Raw genomic sequence first — 16,032 nt, 5'->3', positions numbered from 1 at the left:
CCCGGCAGCAGCGGCCCGCCCCGTTCACTGCTGCAGGAGCACGGGGCCGTAGTCCCGGGTCTGCACGAGCAGCATGTCCTCGCCGACGGCGCTGATGTCCGAGACGCGGGCGTCGACCATCGCGCCGGCCAGCTCGTCGTCGTGCTCCCCGGTGCGTGCGTCGACCATGTACTCCCGCCCGGAGCCGGGCAGGAACAGCTTCCCGTCGGCATCGACGGCTTCCATCAGCCAGAGCCGCTGAGGCTCCCCCGCATCGGACTCGTCGATGCTCCACAGCTCCTCCCCGGTGGCCGCATCGAGGGCCGTGACCACGTGCGGCGCGGTGTGCACGAGGATCACGTCGCCCTGGACCCGCAGGTACCTCTCGCCGTCGCTGCCGCCGAGGGCCTCCCCGATGTCGGCCGCGGGAGCCTCCCAGAGCTGCTCCCCCTGACCATCGAGCATCCGCAGGGTCGCCGAGGAGGATCCGCGCTCCGGGTCGGACTCGGAGGGCTCGAACTCGCCGATCTCGGCCAGCAGCACCCCGGAGGCCTCGCCGGGGATCCCGGGCACCCCGGAGACGAAGGCGATCCTGTCGCCGGGTTCGCCGTAGGACCACAGCGACTCCCCGGTGTCCATGCTGAAGGCCTCGACCGGTGTCGTGTCGGCGGGGAAGTCCGTCCCGTTCTGCGCGCTCCCGAAGGCGTCGTTGCCGCCGTCGGCGAGGGCTGAGGCATAGGTGAGGAAGAACCCTCCCGGCAGCGTGACCAGCGGCTGGGGGCGGCTGCGGGTCATGCCCTCGAAGGACTCGTACTCGAGAGACGGCAGGGTGCGGTCGAAGCCCTGGGAGAACCTCGGCAGGGTCACCTGCTGGATGGTCCGTGTCCCGACCTCCTGCTCCTCGTCGGCGACCATCGGGTTCCATGACTCGGTGCCGACCACGAGGCCGGCATCGGTGCTGCCGGCGCCGTAGCCCGGGAAGCCCGCGAAGCGGTGGCACCCCTGCCTCTCGCCGGTCGCCGCATCCAGGCTGAGCATGTCCGTCCACAGATCGCCCTCGAAGACGTTGTGCCCTCGCACGATCCGGTTCGCGAGGACCAGGTGCTCACCGTGCTGCTCCACCCAGGCGTCGTGTCCCTCGTCCAGGTCCCAGTGCCACGCCGGATCCCCGGTGGCGGGGTCGATCGCGGCGATGCGGCGCACGGCCTCCTCCCCGCTGCCGCCGCGCACGGACACCCGGATCTGCTCGCCCTGCGCCACCGCCTCGACCTTGGCCTCGACGCTCCGGCCGTCCTCCGTCGACGTCGTCCACCGTCGGGGGATCTCGCCCACGGGCTCGGCGTCGAGCTGTCGGGCCAGCTCCTCGACGTGGGCCCGGTGGTCCTCGATATCGAGGTCGTCCTGAGGCTCGTGCTCGCCCTCGCCCCAGGCCGCCCAGAGCGAGGCGAGGTCCTGCGGATCTCCCGGGGACAGACCGCGGCCGCAGTCGAGGCCGGAGCCGTCCCACCACCTCATGGCAAACTCCGGGCGGGCCGCACCGAGGACCAGGACGACCACCATGAGCACGCCCCCGGCGCCGAGCGCCCACGGCCCCCAGGGCCGGCGCCGAGGACCCTGCGGGCTCGGCTCGGCGGGTGTGGCGTCGGGGTGGTCCGTGACGTCGCTGCGGCCGGTCATGGCGAATCATCGTAGCGTGCTGCGGCGTGGGTCACACGGGGCGTGCGCGGACCCGCCGGGCAGCAGGTCGGCGGCACCGCCGTATCCTGGATCCCTCCTCCGGGGCGGTGAGCGCGGAGGAGCGAGCTGACGGGGGAGGGGGGCGAGCGCCATGCAGGTCGCCGCGCTGGCCATGATCGCTGTGCCGCTGATCCTGCTCGTCCTCGGCGCCGTCATCCTGGTGGAAGCCGTCCTGGCCCGGCGCCGACGGTCGGGGAGCCAGGGCGCCGCGCTCCTCCGCGTCATCACCGGCGCAGGTCTCCTCGGCTGGGCTCTGGTCGCCGGCGCCTGGCTCGTCGCCGATATGCAGTACGGCGTGATCATCCTCCCGCTCCTGGCCCTCGTCGGAGCCCTGGTCTGGACATCCGCCCTGCTGGGCGCGGCCGGGATCCTCGAGCTCCTCGACCGTCGACGCCGGGCCGGGAGGCAGTCCTGAGCGAGGACCGGGGCGAGGCGCCGCGGCCCGGAGGGAGGGCGCAGGTGAGATCGGGGAGTCGTTCCGTTTCCAGGGTTTCCTGCCCGCTGACGCCACGGGCGTGCAGTTGGTCGCTCGGCCGGACGGCGACGAAACGGTCATGCGGTGGACGAGCCCGACGCCGACTGGCAGCCCGGGACCCTGCCCACGAGCACCTGAGCAGTGGCCGGAGAGGTGACCGGCGCTACGGCGCGCTCGTGAACCTCTGCTCCACGCGCCCGTCCGCCCAGGTCCGCTCGTCGAACGAGGCAGGGATCGCCCGGCGCCAGAACTCGGTAGCGGCCCGATTCGTGGCGAGCTGGGTGATCGACCACTCGCCGGCGAACCTCCGGAAGAGCTCGCGGGCGGCGGCGGTCCCCACGCCGTGGCGGCGATACTTCGCCAGCACGAAGAACTCCGCCATCCGAGTCGGTTCACCGCTCCTGACCAGAGCGAACCCGGCGGGACGGCCCTCCACGCGGACGAGGAGGGCATGGCGGTCCGGCTCGACCCGGTACGCATCCAGCCAGGCGTAGTGGAACGACCCCTGGTCGTCGACGTCGTCCCCCGTGTGCGCGGAGAAGTCGTGGAGGTAGAGCTGCAGGAGGCGCTCGAGCAGGGTGAACTCGGCATCCGAGGCCGGGGTGATGGCCAGGGCGGGCGGCGGTGGGGCGGGCATTCCTTCACCGTAGAGCGCGCGATGCCGTGGCGCATGTCGATTCCGGGCTCCCCTCCCGCCCTGCGCGCGGTGGCATCGTCCGCGCGGACGCCGTCGGCGGCCGGGGCACTCCCGGGATCGTCCTGTCGGGATATCGTCCGGCGATGGATCCCGACGACACCGCGCCCGGCCCGACCGTTCGAACGGCGACGATCGCCGACGAAACTGGACTATGGCCTCTCGCCGACGCATTGGCCACGTCCTACCGCCCCACGAGGGAGCAGTTCAGGGTGACCCTACGTTCCGTGGTGGATGACCCGCACTCAGCGATCCTGGTCGCAGTGAATGGTGACACCCTGGTGGGATACGTCCATGTCCTCACGCACCGGGCGTTCCACGCCGACGGGGCGATCGGCTGGGTCGAGGAGCTCATGGTCCGCGACTCGGAGCGGGGGACCGGTTGCGGACGAGCCCTCATGGACGCCGCCGAGCAGTGGGCCCGGGAGACCGACGACATCGCCTACATGGCGCTGGCGACCAGGCGGGCCGGTGCTTTCTACCGGTCGATCGGCTACGAGGAATCCGCGACCTACTTCAAGCGCCCTTTCCGCTGAGGCGCAGCCCCGGGGGTCGGCGCGCGACGGACCGAGTCGGTGCCGCCGACGGCCCCGTGCCCCGTAGTCTCCTGATATGGACGAGACGACGCGGCACGCCAGGTTCCGGGACCGCACCCTGCTCGTGATCGGCGCCTCGACCGGGATCGGACTCGCGACCTCGCATCGCCTCGCTGCCGAGGGCGGGAGGGTGCTGGTCGCCGATCTGGATCTAGATGACGCCGTGCGCGCCGCCGCCGAGCTCCCCGGTGCGGGCCACCTCGCCCTCGAGGTGGACGTCCTGGACCAGGACTCGGTCGACGAGGCCGTCGCCGCGATCCTCGCGCAGGATGTGCAGATCGACGCCCTGGTCCACGTCGCGGGCGGCGACACCGGTCATGGGACGTTCGAGGAGTCGGGGGACGGGACGTGGCGGGCCATGCACGAGCTGAACCTGCTCGGCCCCGTGCGGTCGCTCCGTCGTGCACTGCCGCAGCTGGCGAAGAGCCCGCGGGGCCCGTCCGCGGTGATCGTGAGCTCGGTGAACGCGTCCTTGACCCTGGGGAGCGAGCCGTACTCGGCCGCCAAGGCGGCCCTCGTGCCGGTGATCCGGAACCTCGCCGTCGAGTACGGGCCGCGTGGCGTCCGGATCAACGGCGTCGCCCCGGGAACCGTCCGCACCCGCGTCTGGGACGCCCAGGGCGGACCGGACCACCTCGCGGCGAAGTATCCGCTGCAGCGCGTGGGGGAGCCCTCGGACATCGCGGCCGCCATCGCCTTCCTCTGCTCGGGCGACGCCTCCTGGATCACGGGGCATGTCCTGCCGGTCGACGGGGGCCTCAGCATCACGCGTCCGCTCTGAGCTCGCCGGCCCCGCCCCGTCCCGCGCACGCCGGCCCGGCCCCTGCCCTCGTCCGCGGGCGAGGGCAGGGGTCAGGGGGGACCGGGAGCCTCCGCCGTGTCCGGTGCGACGGTGAGGGCGATGAGCTGCTCCTCGAGGAGGTCCCGGTCGGCGCCGTCGAGGATGGCGCCCCAGAGGGGAGCGCTGCCGCTGCCGTCGGCGGCCGCGATCACCAGACGGACCACCGCCGGGTCGAGCCCGTCCTCGAGCAGCTCCTCGCGCCACTGCTGCGCGTCCTGCTGGGCGAGCTTCTCCAGTTCGGGCTCGAACATGAGGTGGGCGGCGAGCGAGATCGCGTCCCGCTGGCGGGTGAAGTCCGCGGCATCGGCGAAGCTGACCCGGATGTAGGCGCGGGTGAGCCGGCCTCGGGCCGGCTCGCCCTCCTCCTCGGCCCGGAGGCGGACCTGCTCGCGGAACTGGGACATCAGGTCCTCCCCCAGCGCATACAGGAGAGATTCCTTGGTGGGGAAGTGGTAGAGCAGACCGCCCTTGGAGATCCCGGCGGCCGCGGCGATCTCCGACACCGGCACCGCCGTGCCGGACCGGCCGACCACGCGGGCGGCGGTGTCCAGGATCAGGCGCCTGGTGTCGGCGGAACTGCGCCCAGCTGTGCGTGCCATGCCTCCAGTCTCCCCGATCCTGGTGCCCGGCAGGCTCAGTGCTCGCGCGGGACGGCGGTGCGGGCGTTCGGGATCAGGGTCGCGGCGATGATCGCGGCGACCACCATGACCCCGCCCGCCGCCATGGTGGTCACTTGCATCGCCGAGACGAAGGCGTGCTCCGCGGAGGCCAGGGCGACATCGTGGCCTTCGAGAGCCACGGCGGCGGCCGCCAGGGAGTCCTGCGCCCGGGTCGCGGCGTCGGCGGGGATGTCCGCCGGGAGGTTCAGGGAGGAGCGGTAGACGACCGTGACGATCGATCCGAGGATCGCGATGCCGAGGGCGACGCCGAGCTCGTACGCGGTCTCGGCGACCGAGGCCGCGGCCCCGGCCTTGGCCGGCTTCACCGCGGAGACCACGGCGTCGACGCTGAGCGTCTCCGAGATCCCGATGCCGAGGCCGAGGGGCACGAGGGCGAGCAGCACCCAGATCAGCTGCTCGCTGCTCTCCAGCAGCGCCAGCAGCCCGAGGCCCAGTGCACCGGTGAGCAGTGCGACCGCGATGGCGCGACCACGGCCGAGTCGCGTCAGCAGCAGGCCCACCACCAGCACCGCCGCCATCGCGGCGAGTGCCGCGGGCAGCTGTGCCACTCCGGCGCGCAGCGGGCTGAGGTGGCGCGCGAGCTGCAGGTACTGGGAGAAGAAGAACAGCACGCCGCTGAGGGCGAAGACGGAGGTGAAGTTCACCAGCACCGCCCCGGTGAAAGCCGGGTTGCGGAACAGCTCCACCTCGATCATCGGTGCCTCCACCCGGCGCTGGCGGCGAACGAAGAGCACGCCGCCGATGGCGCCGGCGAGGATCGCGAGCACCGCGTCGGTGCCGCCCGTGCCGGCGGCGAGCTGCTTGACCGCGTAGACCAGCGGGACGATCGCGAGCATCGAGAGCAGGCTGGAGACGAGGTCGAACCTGCCCGGGTGCGGATTCCGCGACTCCGGCAGCAGCAGGGCGCCGCCGACCAGCACCAGGGCGATGACCGGGAGGTTGATGAGGAAGACCGATCCCCACCAGAAGTTCTCCAGCAGCGCCCCGCCGACGAGTGGTCCCAGCGCGATGCCGCTGGCCGCGGCGGCCGACCACAGGGCGATCGCCCGCGTGCGCTCGACCGGCTCGGTGAAGATGCTGCGGATCAGGGACAGGGTCGAGGGCATGATCGTCGCCCCCGCGATGCCCAGCAGCAGACGCGCGATGATCAGCACCTCCGCCGAGGGGGAGAAGGCGGCCAGTGCCGAGGCGGCGCCGAAGGCCGTGGCCCCGATCAGCAGCAGTCGCCTGCGCCCGATCCTGTCCGCCAGGTTCCCCATCGTGACCAGCAGGCCCGCGAGCGCCAGAGAGTAGATGTCCCCGATCCACAGCACCTGCGTCGCCGTGGGTGAGAGATCCGCGGTGAGAGAGGGCACGGCGAGGTACAGCACGGTCGCGTCGATGGCGAGCAGCAGCACCGCCCCCACCAGCACCGCCAGGGCCGCCCATCGGCGCGCAGGGGTCATCACGTCGCTCATGGCCTCTCCTAAGAACTAAACCGTCGCGCCGGTACAGTTTTGAGGATCATCCGCACGAGGGTCAAGGCGGTGCGTCGCGCGCCACAGCCCGGCCCGTGGGCGCGTGGCCAGGGATCAGCGTGCCGCAGGATGGCGGGGCGCGCGCAACGAGAAGTGCTCCCCGCCGAGCGGTGCCAGCAGCGCGTCCAGCGCGGCGCGGGCCCCGGCGCCTCCGACGCGGGAGGCGGCGCCGAGGGGGGAGACGCGTGGTGCGCTTCCCGCCGTCGAGGGGGCCACCGACTACCCGTTCGAGCTCGAGACCGCCGTCGGCTCCACCACGCTGGAGGCCCGGCCCGAACGGATCGCCGTGATCTCCCCGGCGACGGTCGACACCGACGCGCCGGCCGCCCTGGGGGTGGTCCCCGTCCTCGTTCCGGACACCGTCGAGCTCGAGCCCTGGACCCCGGAGGAGGTGCTCGCGGGGGTGGAGGCCTTCTGGATCGCGGAGGCCGGCGCGCTCCCGAGCGACCACAGCAGGTTGTGGAGATCCGTGTTGTCGCTGTACCCGAGGAACGGCTTCGGGCTCGCGGCGATGACCTGACGGTCGAGGTGGGGCGCGAGGGTGATCTGGTCGTCCCCGCCGACGGTCGCGATCTCCGCTCGGATAGTGGGATCGGCGAAGGCGGCCGTCACGTCCGCAGCGCGCGCCTGCGCACTCGCTCCGAGCTGTCGGGTGGTCGGGAACTCGACGGGCACCAGCCCGGTCAGCTCCCGCAGGCGCTGCATCGCCTGCTCGTGCACGGCCGCGGAGACGGCCGGCGCCGCGAAGGCAGGGGCGAGCACCGCCACCCTGTCCCCGGGGGCGGCCTCGGGCACCGTGATCGTCGCTGTCTCCTCAGGACCAGGTCACCCCGAGCTGGAAGCGACCACCACCGGCGATCGGGGAGAGATTCGCCTGGACACCCATCATCAGTTCCCCGAACGTGGCAGCAGGGGAGGAGAAGCGGATCCTCTCCGTCTGGTCCGGTGGGGCGGCGGCGATCTCCTCGCGGAACGCGTCGACGGCATCGACGGGCAGGCCGAGCTGCTGCATCAGATCCCGCAGCTGGGTCGTGAGGGCATCGGCCTCGACGGTGGCCCCGCGTGCGCTCACCGTGAACTCCTCGTCGTCGGTGCCGGAGAGGAGCTGGACGGTGAGCAGCCGTGCCTCGAACGTCACGGTCGCCTCCTCGGGCAGCAGCAGCCTGATCGTCCGCGGCTCGCGGGTCTCATGGATCTGCACCCGTGACGTGCCGTCGAGTCCGACGTCCGCGGCGCGGGGTCGCTGTGCGAGGTCCCAGGTCTCGATCCCGTCCACCACGTCCTTGGCGGGTGGGGTGGGGCGCTCCTCGCCCTCGGAGCGGGAGTCCCGCAGCGTCACACAGCCGGCCAGGAGCAGGATCGATGCCATCGCCCCCGGCAGCCGGCGCCGTCTCATCGCTTCTGCAGGATCACGTGGCCGTAGTCCAGGGTCGTCACGAGCAGCATGTCCTCGCCGAGGGTGCTGACGTCCTCGATCCGGGCGTCGATCATCGTGGTGGCCAGGTCATCGTCGGCTTCGCCGGTGCGGGCGTCGACCATGTAGTTGTTCGGGTGGCCGGGGAGGAAGAGGTTCCCGTCGAGGGAGATGGCCTCGTACAGCCAGAGGGCCTGGGGCTCGTCCTCCGTCCCGCCGATGCTCCACAGCTCCTCCCCGGTGGCCGCGTCGAGGGCCGTGACCTCGTGCGGTGCGGTGTGCACGAGGATCACATCCCCCAGGGCTCGCAGATAATGGGCGCCGGAGGCGCCGGCGGCGAAATCGGCGCCGACGTCTGCGCCATCGGCATCCCAGAGCTGTTCTCCCTCCGCATCGAGCATCCGCAAGGTGACCGTGGAGGTTCCGAGCTCGGGATCGTCTGCGGAGGGTTCGAATTCGCCGAGCTCGGCCAGCAGCACTCCGGAGGCGTCGCCCGGGATTCCCTGCACGCCGGAGACGAAGGCGATGCGGTCGCCGGGCTCTCCGTGGGACCACAGGGACTCCCCGGTGTCCATGCTGAACGCCTCGACCGGGACGGTGTCGGTGGGGAAGTCGAGACCGTGCCGCGCGCTCGTGAGCGCGTCGGTCCCATTGCCTGCGAAGAGGGAGGAGTAGGTGAGGAATAAGCCGCCCGGCAGCGTGACCAGGGCATGCGGTCGGCGGTCTGCGAAGCCGGAGAGTGACTCGAACTCCTGCGGCGGAAGCGTGCGCTCGAATCCCTCGGTGAACGTCGGCAGGGCCACCTGCTGGATGGTCCGTGTCCATTCGTCCTGTTCCTGGACGTCCTGTTCCTCCTCGGCGGCCATCAAGTCCCGGCTCTCGGTGTCCACCACCAGTCCGGCATCAGTGCTGCCGGAGCCATAGCCTGGTGAGCCCGTGACGCGGTGGCATCCCTGCCGGTCGCCTGTCGCGGGATCCAGGCTGAGCATGTCCGTCCAGTGGGCGTCCGGGCGTTCGTCGTGGCGCCGCTCGATCCGGTTCACCATCACCAGGTGCTCGCCGTGCTGCTCCACCCAGCTGTCGCGCCCCTCGTCGAGGTCCCAATGCCATGCCGGGGCGCCGGAGGTGGGGTCGATCGCGGCGAAGCGGTGCAGCCCGTCCTCCCCGTGCAGCTCGGTCCGGATCAGTTCGTCTTGGGCCTCGGCATATACCCTCACGACCTCCTGCGACCCGTCCGGTCCGGCGATCGTCGTCTGGGTCGCGATCTCACCCACGGGCTCCGCGTCGAGCTGCGCCGCAAGCTCCTCGATGTGGGTGCGGTGATCCTCGAGTTCGTGGTCCTCAGCGGGCTCGTGGTCGCCGTCGCCCCAGGCCGCCCAGACGGAGGCGAGGTCCTCCCGGTCCGCCGTGGACAGTCCCCGGCCGCAATCGAGACCGGAGCCGTCCCACCACTTCGCGGCCCAGTCCGGTCGGGCCGCGCCGAGCACCAGCACGACCACCAGGACCACGCCGCCTGCACCGGCTGCCCAGGGTGCCCACGGCCGTCCCCGGCGGCTCGAGGCGTCGCTGTTCGGCGCGGTGCCCGCGGCCTTCGTGTCCTCGCTGTTTCCCCTCATCGCGGATCATCGTAGCCCGATGAGGTGCACGTCACATCTGCGCGGCATCCTCGAGGGCGCATGCTCGGCGCGGCGATCCTCCTCCCGGCGGTCCGGTCCCTCCGTCGCAGCACAGGGAGCCGCGCCTCCGCCGTGCTCCGCCCGGTCGCCGCCGCAGGTCTCCTCTTCTGGGCCCTGAGGGCTGGTCAGCTATTCGCCATCCGTGCTCGCAGCACGTCGAACTCGCAGCCGGGGGCGTCCGGATCGAAGCCGTGCTCGATCAGCCAGCGGGACACCGTCAGGCTGCGCAGCGACCACCAGGCGCGGATGACCTCCCGGTCCGCCCCGTCCCCGTAGCCGGCGAGGAGCGGCTCCAGCTGCTCCTCGTGCCCGAGGGTCAGGGTGGCCAGGTCGAACATCGCGTCGCCGGGGGCGGCCCCTGACCAGTCGATGATGCCGGCGACCTCGTCGTCGTCATCGACGAACACGTGCGCGATCTGCAGGTCGCCGTGGATGAACCTCGGCGTCCACGGCCTGAGCGCTGCGTCCGCGATCTCGCGGTTGCGACGGACGACGTCGGCGGGCAGGGCGGCGTTCTCGAGCAGCCACGCGCACTCGCGATCGAGCTCCTCCCTCACCTCCTCCGGCGACGTCCCCTCCCACGGGGGCGGCGGCGCGTCGTGGAGGGCCCGGACCGCGGCACCTGTCGCGGCCCAGGCGGCAGGGGAGGCGGTCGACGGCCCGCCGAGCGTGCCCAGCGCCGTGCCGGGCACGGCGGCGATGGCGAGCACGGGCGGTTCGTGCCAGAGGATCCGGGGGGTCGGGACGGGGGCCAGCTCCATCGCCCGCGCCTCGATCCCGGCGTTGGCCGCGTCGCCGTCGACCTTCAGGTACACCTCGCCGACGCGCAGCGTCGCACGTGCGCTGTGGGCGACGACGACCTCGACCTCCTCCATGGACGCCATGCTGGCAGGAGCCGTCGCCGGTGTCGCCGGATTTTCCCGGGAGGCGCGGAGGCCGCGTCCCGGGCTCCCTCACCCGGGCGGGATGTTGTGGTTCACGCGGAACATGTTGTCGCCGTCCACGTCGCTCTTGATCGACACCAGGCGCTCGTAGACCTCCGGGGTGTAGGCACGGCGGACCTCCTCGACGTCGGACTCGTCCGCCGAGAGGAAGTTGACGTAGGCGCCGCCCGTGCTCCACGGCCCCATCGCCTCCATCAGCCGGACCCCGTACTCGCGCACCTCCTCGACGTCCCCGGGAGGTGCCATGCCGATCGCGAAGTAGGTGAACGCCGCCTCCCGGTGCCCGATCGCGCCCGGCACCTCCGGCTCCCGGGCCAGTGCCCCGCCGAGCTGGCGCACCTCCACCAGCCCCATCGGGGAGTCGGAGTCCGCTCCGGCCAGGTGGATCATCGAGTCGATCGCCTCGTCGGGCAGTTCGCCGAGCAGTGTGGTGCGCTCGTAGGCGGAGATCGGCCCTTCCGGATCGTTGTGGATCTGCCCCCAGTCGGTGAAGGGCATCTCGCGCACGGTGTCGGCCAGTCGTGGCGCGACCGTGCGCAGGGGCCGCACCAGGGCCGCTCCCTCGTCCGCGTCGCCCACATGGGAGACGCGGACGCTCAGCACGAGCTTCCCCAGCACGGGCTCGGGCAGCGGGGCATCGGGCGGGACCTGCACGAACGCGGCCGAGGTGGTCACGGACTCGGGCGCCGCGGCCGCCCAGTCGCGCCACGCCCGCAGCACCTCGGGGGCGGTCTCCGCCGCGTACATCAGCGCGCCGGCGTACAGGGTGCGCACGCCGAACAGGCCGAAGTCCATGGAGGTCACGATCCCGAAGTTGCCCTTGCCGCCGCGGGCGGCCCAGAACAGGTCGCTCTCCGACTCCGGGGTGGCCTCGCGCAGCTCCCCGTCGGCGGTGACGATCTCCAACCGGGTGACATGGTCCGCGTTGTAGCCGTGCAGGCGACCGAGCGCCGGGCTGAGGCCGCCGCCCAGGGTGTAGCCGACCACTCCCACGTCCGTCGAGGAGCCGGCCAGGCCGGCCAGCCCGTGACGATGCGCCTTCCGGGCGAGACGGCCCCACCGCACGCCCGGACCGATGTGCACGGAGGACCGCGACGGGCGCAGATGGATGCCGTCCATCCCGGCGGTGGAGACCATGATCCCGCCGTCGGAGGGGACGGAGGCCTGGTGGCCGGTGGCCATCACGGCCACGGGCAGGTCGTGTCGCCCCGCGTAGCGCACCGCCTCCTGCACGTCGCGGGCATCCCGCGCGAGCACCACGGCCTCGGGCCGGTGCGTCACGGTGGTGTTGAAGCCGGCCAGCGCCTCCTCGTAGCCCTCGTCGCCGGGGCGGAGCCAGTGCTCCTTCCCGCCGCGGCCGCCGCCGTCCGCCATGGCGGGTGCCGCGCTCAGGGCTCCGGTGGTGCCGACGGCGCCGGCGGCGCCCAGCGCGCCGCCCGCGCGCAGCAGCGTCCGGCGGTCGAGGGAGGGGCTCTCAGGGTCTGTGCGGTCGTCGTGCTCGGTCACGTTCTCACCTCGTCGTGGTCTCTCGCCGGCGCGATCGCGCCGTGCCCCTTCATCTCAGTGGTGCCCGACGGCCGCCGCCATCCCTCGATCGGGGGATCCCTCCGGCCGCGGCGGGCCGCCGTGCGGGGGGAGCGACTCGCCGTCCGGGCGTGCACTGCGCGGGGCGGCCGGGCTTCCCTGCTCGGTGTAGAGCGCGGCCACGAGCTCGCCCCGGCTGCTGACGCCGACCTTGTGCAGCACCGACTTCACGTGGTCGCGCACGGTGTGGCTCGACAGGAACAGGGACCGGGCGATCTGCGCGGTGCCGGCCCCGCGGGCGATCAGCAGCGCGATCTCCTGCTCGCGCTCGGTGAGCCCGCAGGCCTGGGCGATGATCGGTGCCATCGTCGCGGGACCGGCCGTCTCGAGGACGACGACGGTCCCGGCCGGCGCTCCCTCCGCATCGCGGGTGGTGGTGGCCCGGCAGACCGTCCACCGGCCCCGCTCGGACGGGACCAGGGCACGGGCGGTGCCGTCCTCGCCGGCGTGCAGCGCCCGTGTCGAGCGGGCCGCGGTGAGCAGCAGCCACACCGGGAGGGCGAGGCCGAAACCGGTGGGCACCAGGTCCAGTCGCGGCAGCTCCTCCAGGCGGCCGACGGCATGGTCATCGGCCGAGAGCAGGTGGCCGTCCGGGTCGAAGGTCAGGACCCCGGGCGGGGCGTCATCGCCCGCGGGCAGGCGCAGGGTCGCGCGCACCGCCGTGCGCACCGCCTCGCCGAGAGGCTCCGCGAGCCCTCCCACCAGGTCGGTCTCGGCGGCGGTGAAGGGCTCACGCTCCTCGTGGCGCCACAGGGTGACCATCGCCCACGGGATGGCGCCGGCGCGCAGCACCACCCGCAGCTCGCCCGCGGATCCCGGTGGTCGGGAGTCCCGGCGGAGGCGCGCGGGGGAGCCGGGATCGACAGGCGCGGTCCCAGCCCCTGCGGGCACGGGGCCGTCGAGGTTCTCCAGCAGGCCGGGCGCTCCCGGCAGCCCGGTGGCCGGATCGGCCATCACCCAGGCCGCGGCATCGTAGGGCACTAGGCGCGGCAGTCGGCGAGCGGCGTGCGCGAACACCTCCATCACGGTGCCGGCTCCCGCGGCATGCCGGATCAGCTCGTCGCGCCGACGGCGCACGAGATCCGGCGACAGGTCCGGCTCCGCAGTGAGCATCCAGGAAGTATCAGCATGCCTTCGCGCACAGTGCAATTGATTTTTGTAGCGCCTGCTATGCGGTGGCGGTCCGGGCTCGGGCTGTCTCCCCGGACCGGACGGTCCTGCGGCCTCGCCCTCGGGTCACCGGTCCCTTTCGAGCCGCTGAGCGGCCCGGAGGACGGCGGGCTCCCGAAGTGCGTGCGCGGCGGCGATCGTGTCGCGGACCTGGTCGGCGTCGGCCTCGGGGCGATCGGGATGCCCGGCGTCGAACGGCGGCCGCGGATCGTACTCGAGGGCCAGCTGCGCAGCGCGCGCCGTCGAGGGGTCGTACAGCTCCGCGGCGACGGCGAGCGCGAGGTCGATCCCGGCGGTGACTCCGCCGCCGGTGACCAGCTCCGCGTCCCGCACGACCCGCGCCCGCTCGGGGATCGCGCCGAGCAGGGAGAGCATCGAGTGCGAGCCCCAGTGCGTGGTGGCGCGACGACCGGTCAGCAGACCGGCCGCACCGAGCACGAACGCTCCCGTGCACACGCTCGTGACGAACCGTGCCCTCGCGGCCTGTCGGCGCACGACGTCCACCGCCTCCTCGTCGTCGAGGAGGTCGAACGCCCCCTGACCGCCCGGCACCAGGAGCACATCGGCCTGCGGAGCGTCCTCGAACGACGTCGTCGGCACGATCGAGAAGCCCGCATCGGTGAGCACGGGCTCCGTGTCCCGCCAGACCAGGTGCACCCGTGCGTCGGGCAGGCGCGAGAACACCTGCACGGGACCGGTGAGGTCCAGCTGGGTCACGTTCGGGAACAGCACGGCCACGACGTCGATGCTCACGGGGTCAGTATCGCCGAGAGTCGCGGATCGCGCGCGTACGCGGTTCACCGACGTGCCCGGGGGAAGGCCGCCGTGGTCAGAGTCAGGCCGCCCACGACGATCGCCAGGGCGAGGTAGCCCGCCTGCGGGGACACCTGATCGACGAGACGGCCGACCAGCGGGCCCGCGACGGCGGACCCCAACGCGCTCGCCGACCCGGTCCAGGTGACTGCCTGGACATAGAGGGAGCGCGGCGTCTCCTGCTGGAGCGTCACCGCTGCGGGGATCACGATCGGGGCGATGCAGGCGCCCGCCAGCACGGTCAGCAGGACGAGCGGCACGAACCCCTGCGTCAGGCCCAATGCGAGACACGTGACGGCGAGCAGGGCCGACCCGCCGATCATCGCCGGCGCTGCCCCGAGCCGGGGCGAGGCACCGTGGAGGAGACCGGTGAGCAGGCTCGCCGCGCCCCCGCCCGCCGCGATGAGGCCCGCGAACGCGCCCGCGCCGCACGACAGCGCTGCCGCTGTGAGACAGAGCGCCATCCCGCCGAAGTAGAGGCCGAGCAGCAGGTGCAGCACGACGAACGGCAGGAACGTGCTGCGGACGAGGCGCGCATCGAGCACCAGACCTGGCCCTCGCGGCTGGCGAGGAGGCTCGGAGTCTCGACAGGTCACCAGCATGGTCGCGAACAGCAGCACCAGAACCGCGGAGAGCACCAGACCTGCCGACGGATGGGCTGCGGCGCTGAGCGTCGTCACGAGGACGGGGCCGAGCATGAAGGTGATCTCGTTGACCGCGACCTCGAGGGCGAGCGCGGAGGACACCTGAGCGGAGCCGCCGGTGAGCTGCCGCCATCGCGCGGCGGCGAGGGAACCGATCTGAGGACAGGAGACGCCGGCGACGGCGCTGGCCAGGATCCACATCCATGCCTCCTGATCGCGGGAGACGGCGAGGATCAGGAGTGACGAGGCGAGAGCGAACACCGGAAGCTGCGCGGTGGCCACCGCGCGCTGCCCGTGGCTGTCCACGAAGCGCGCCACCTGCGGGGCGAGCACGGCCTCCGCGATCGCGAAGGCACCCGAGACGAGGCCTGCCACCGCGAACGAGCCGGAGGCGCCGTGGACCGCCCAGAGGATGGCGAGGCCCTGCATCGAGACGCCGAGCCGCGCGAGAGCGGCAGGGACGAAGAATCGTCCCGCGCCGGGAAGGAGGAAGAGCTGCCGATAGCTGGTCAGAGCCGACATGGGTCACCGCACCTTGGAGCGGCAAGCCGTCAGACAGGTCGGACTGAGGAATCGGCTTACACAGTCATCGTGGCGGGTGCGGCCCGCCTCCGCAACCCGGCGACGGCCCGGTGCGGCGGGGCCTCACGGACTATCCGGGCTTCACCATCGCCGACGTGCGGGAGCCGGGAGTCTCGCCGGGGGCGAGGGAGGACTTCCCCGAGCTCTTCGCAGACCGCGACGATCCACGGTTCCTCGCCTTCCTGTTCGTGGAGCTCCACTGTGGAGAGCACGGCGCGATGGTCGGCACCGGTGACGCGTCTCAGACGGTGATGGTCCGCCCCGTGCCGACGCCGTCGACCGCGCGGACGTAGGCGCGGGCCACCTCGCCGTCGGTGACGGGGCGGTGGCCGGGGAACATCGCATGGAGCTGCGGCGAGTTCTCGAGCACGTCGGGGGAGACGACGTTCAGACGGATCCCGCGCGGTGCCTCGGTCGCGGCCGTGATCGCGAACGACTCGATCGCCCCGTCGGCGGCTGCTGCGGCCGCGGCCGTCGCGATCGGCTCCCGGGAGAGGACCCCGGAGGTGAGCGTGACCGAGCCGCCGTCGTTCAGGTGCTCGAAGGCGTGGCGGACCACGCCGAGCTGCCCGAGCATCTTCACGGCGAGGGCGTCGGCATGATCCTCCCGCGTGAGCTCGGCGACCCGACCGATGTTCCCTGTCGCTCCCCCTCCCGGACGCTGCCGGGATCGTCAGCGAGAAGCG

The 16,032-nt window shown here is 72.6% G+C and carries 16 protein-coding genes; 3 read left to right on the top strand and 13 right to left on the bottom strand.

Features of this window, described 5'->3' with window-relative positions:
• Positions 1 to 24: 24 nt before the first annotated feature.
• Entirely contained in the window at positions 25 to 1,656 is a 1,632-nt protein-coding gene (locus ACT3SP_RS01340; protein WP_444585431.1) for an outer membrane protein assembly factor BamB family protein, read from the bottom strand.
• Positions 1,657 to 1,807: 151 nt separating this feature from the next.
• Here ACT3SP_RS01340 and ACT3SP_RS01335 point away from each other — a divergent pair, with 151 nt between their 5' ends.
• Positions 1,808 to 2,131 carry a hypothetical protein gene (locus tag ACT3SP_RS01335; protein WP_444585430.1) on the top strand — a complete coding sequence of 108 codons (324 nt, stop codon included), beginning with the start codon at positions 1,808 to 1,810 and terminating at the stop codon, positions 2,129 to 2,131.
• 223 nt (positions 2,132 to 2,354) lie between these two features.
• Here ACT3SP_RS01335 and ACT3SP_RS01330 read toward each other — a convergent pair whose 3' ends face one another.
• A complete protein-coding gene (locus tag ACT3SP_RS01330) occupies positions 2,355 to 2,828 on the bottom strand; it encodes a GNAT family N-acetyltransferase (protein WP_444585429.1) in 474 nt (157 codons plus the stop codon).
• A gap of 143 nt (positions 2,829 to 2,971) precedes the next feature.
• Between ACT3SP_RS01330 and ACT3SP_RS01325 the strand changes: the two genes are divergently transcribed.
• The gene (locus ACT3SP_RS01325) at positions 2,972 to 3,421 is read left to right on the top strand and encodes a GNAT family N-acetyltransferase (RefSeq protein ID WP_444585428.1); all 450 of its coding nucleotides are present in this window, start codon (positions 2,972 to 2,974) and stop codon (positions 3,419 to 3,421) included.
• A 76-nt stretch (positions 3,422 to 3,497) separates the two neighbouring features.
• Positions 3,498 to 4,262: an SDR family NAD(P)-dependent oxidoreductase gene (locus ACT3SP_RS01320; RefSeq protein ID WP_444585427.1), complete on the top strand. Its 765-nt coding sequence runs from the start codon at positions 3,498 to 3,500 to the stop codon at positions 4,260 to 4,262.
• 71 nt (positions 4,263 to 4,333) lie between these two features.
• Here ACT3SP_RS01320 and ACT3SP_RS01315 read toward each other — a convergent pair whose 3' ends face one another.
• From ACT3SP_RS01315 to ACT3SP_RS01265, 11 genes are all read right to left on the bottom strand, one after another.
• Positions 4,334 to 4,921, bottom strand: coding sequence for a TetR/AcrR family transcriptional regulator (locus ACT3SP_RS01315; protein ID WP_444585426.1), 588 nt, complete (start codon positions 4,919 to 4,921; stop codon positions 4,334 to 4,336).
• Between the two features lie 35 nt (positions 4,922 to 4,956).
• The gene (locus ACT3SP_RS01310) at positions 4,957 to 6,459 is read right to left on the bottom strand and encodes an MFS transporter (protein WP_444585425.1); all 1,503 of its coding nucleotides are present in this window, start codon (positions 6,457 to 6,459) and stop codon (positions 4,957 to 4,959) included.
• Between the two features lie 279 nt (positions 6,460 to 6,738).
• Complete coding sequence (locus tag ACT3SP_RS01305) at positions 6,739 to 7,314, bottom strand: LD-carboxypeptidase (RefSeq protein WP_444585424.1); 576 nt, start codon at positions 7,312 to 7,314, stop codon at positions 6,739 to 6,741.
• A gap of 19 nt (positions 7,315 to 7,333) precedes the next feature.
• Positions 7,334 to 7,888, bottom strand: a complete 555-nt coding sequence (locus ACT3SP_RS01300) for a hypothetical protein (RefSeq protein ID WP_444585423.1) — start codon at positions 7,886 to 7,888, stop codon at positions 7,334 to 7,336.
• 23 nt (positions 7,889 to 7,911) lie between these two features.
• On the bottom strand, positions 7,912 to 9,549 hold the full coding sequence (locus ACT3SP_RS01295; protein WP_444585422.1) for an outer membrane protein assembly factor BamB family protein: 1,638 nt from the start codon (positions 9,547 to 9,549) through the stop codon (positions 7,912 to 7,914).
• Between the two features lie 185 nt (positions 9,550 to 9,734).
• A complete protein-coding gene (locus ACT3SP_RS01290) occupies positions 9,735 to 10,484 on the bottom strand; it encodes a phosphotransferase family protein (protein ID WP_444585421.1) in 750 nt (249 codons plus the stop codon).
• 78 nt (positions 10,485 to 10,562) lie between these two features.
• Positions 10,563 to 12,059 (bottom strand): FAD-binding oxidoreductase, encoded by a 1,497-nt coding sequence (locus ACT3SP_RS01285; RefSeq protein WP_444585420.1) that lies wholly within the window; start codon positions 12,057 to 12,059, stop codon positions 10,563 to 10,565.
• A 54-nt stretch (positions 12,060 to 12,113) separates the two neighbouring features.
• Complete coding sequence (locus ACT3SP_RS01280; protein WP_444585419.1) at positions 12,114 to 13,250, bottom strand: helix-turn-helix transcriptional regulator; 1,137 nt, start codon at positions 13,248 to 13,250, stop codon at positions 12,114 to 12,116.
• A 123-nt stretch (positions 13,251 to 13,373) separates the two neighbouring features.
• Entirely contained in the window at positions 13,374 to 14,060 is a 687-nt protein-coding gene (locus ACT3SP_RS01275) for a DJ-1/PfpI family protein (protein ID WP_444585418.1), read from the bottom strand.
• Positions 14,061 to 14,104: 44 nt separating this feature from the next.
• Positions 14,105 to 15,286: an MFS transporter gene (locus tag ACT3SP_RS01270; RefSeq protein WP_444585417.1), complete on the bottom strand. Its 1,182-nt coding sequence runs from the start codon at positions 15,284 to 15,286 to the stop codon at positions 14,105 to 14,107.
• 301 nt (positions 15,287 to 15,587) lie between these two features.
• Positions 15,588 to 15,980 carry an SDR family oxidoreductase gene (locus tag ACT3SP_RS01265; RefSeq protein ID WP_444585557.1) on the bottom strand — a complete coding sequence of 131 codons (393 nt, stop codon included), beginning with the start codon at positions 15,978 to 15,980 and terminating at the stop codon, positions 15,588 to 15,590.
• Positions 15,981 to 16,032: the final 52 nt, after the last annotated feature.

Source organism: Brachybacterium sp. AOP43-C2-M15 (assembly GCF_052446295.1).
Taxonomy (GTDB): domain Bacteria; phylum Actinomycetota; class Actinomycetes; order Actinomycetales; family Dermabacteraceae; genus Brachybacterium.
This window is presented reverse-complemented; position numbering and strand designations above follow the sequence as displayed.

What these genes read in the sequence shown, in the direction of transcription:
- ACT3SP_RS01340 (WP_444585431.1), bottom strand. Translation starts at nt 1,656, where the DNA reads ATGACCGGCCGCAGCGACGTCACGGACCACCCCGACGCCACACCCGCC.
- ACT3SP_RS01335 (WP_444585430.1), top strand. Translation starts at nt 1,808, where the DNA reads ATGCAGGTCGCCGCGCTGGCCATGATCGCTGTGCCGCTGATCCTGCTC.
- ACT3SP_RS01330 (WP_444585429.1), bottom strand. Translation starts at nt 2,828, where the DNA reads ATGCCCGCCCCACCGCCGCCCGCCCTGGCCATCACCCCGGCCTCGGAT.
- ACT3SP_RS01325 (WP_444585428.1), top strand. Translation starts at nt 2,972, where the DNA reads ATGGATCCCGACGACACCGCGCCCGGCCCGACCGTTCGAACGGCGACG.
- ACT3SP_RS01320 (WP_444585427.1), top strand. Translation starts at nt 3,498, where the DNA reads ATGGACGAGACGACGCGGCACGCCAGGTTCCGGGACCGCACCCTGCTC.
- ACT3SP_RS01315 (WP_444585426.1), bottom strand. Translation starts at nt 4,921, where the DNA reads ATGGCACGCACAGCTGGGCGCAGTTCCGCCGACACCAGGCGCCTGATC.
- ACT3SP_RS01310 (WP_444585425.1), bottom strand. Translation starts at nt 6,459, where the DNA reads ATGAGCGACGTGATGACCCCTGCGCGCCGATGGGCGGCCCTGGCGGTG.
- ACT3SP_RS01300 (WP_444585423.1), bottom strand. Translation starts at nt 7,888, where the DNA reads ATGGCATCGATCCTGCTCCTGGCCGGCTGTGTGACGCTGCGGGACTCC.
- ACT3SP_RS01295 (WP_444585422.1), bottom strand. Translation starts at nt 9,549, where the DNA reads ATGAGGGGAAACAGCGAGGACACGAAGGCCGCGGGCACCGCGCCGAAC.
- ACT3SP_RS01290 (WP_444585421.1), bottom strand. Translation starts at nt 10,484, where the DNA reads ATGGAGGAGGTCGAGGTCGTCGTCGCCCACAGCGCACGTGCGACGCTG.
- ACT3SP_RS01280 (WP_444585419.1), bottom strand. Translation starts at nt 13,250, where the DNA reads ATGCTCACTGCGGAGCCGGACCTGTCGCCGGATCTCGTGCGCCGTCGG.
- ACT3SP_RS01270 (WP_444585417.1), bottom strand. Translation starts at nt 15,286, where the DNA reads ATGTCGGCTCTGACCAGCTATCGGCAGCTCTTCCTCCTTCCCGGCGCG.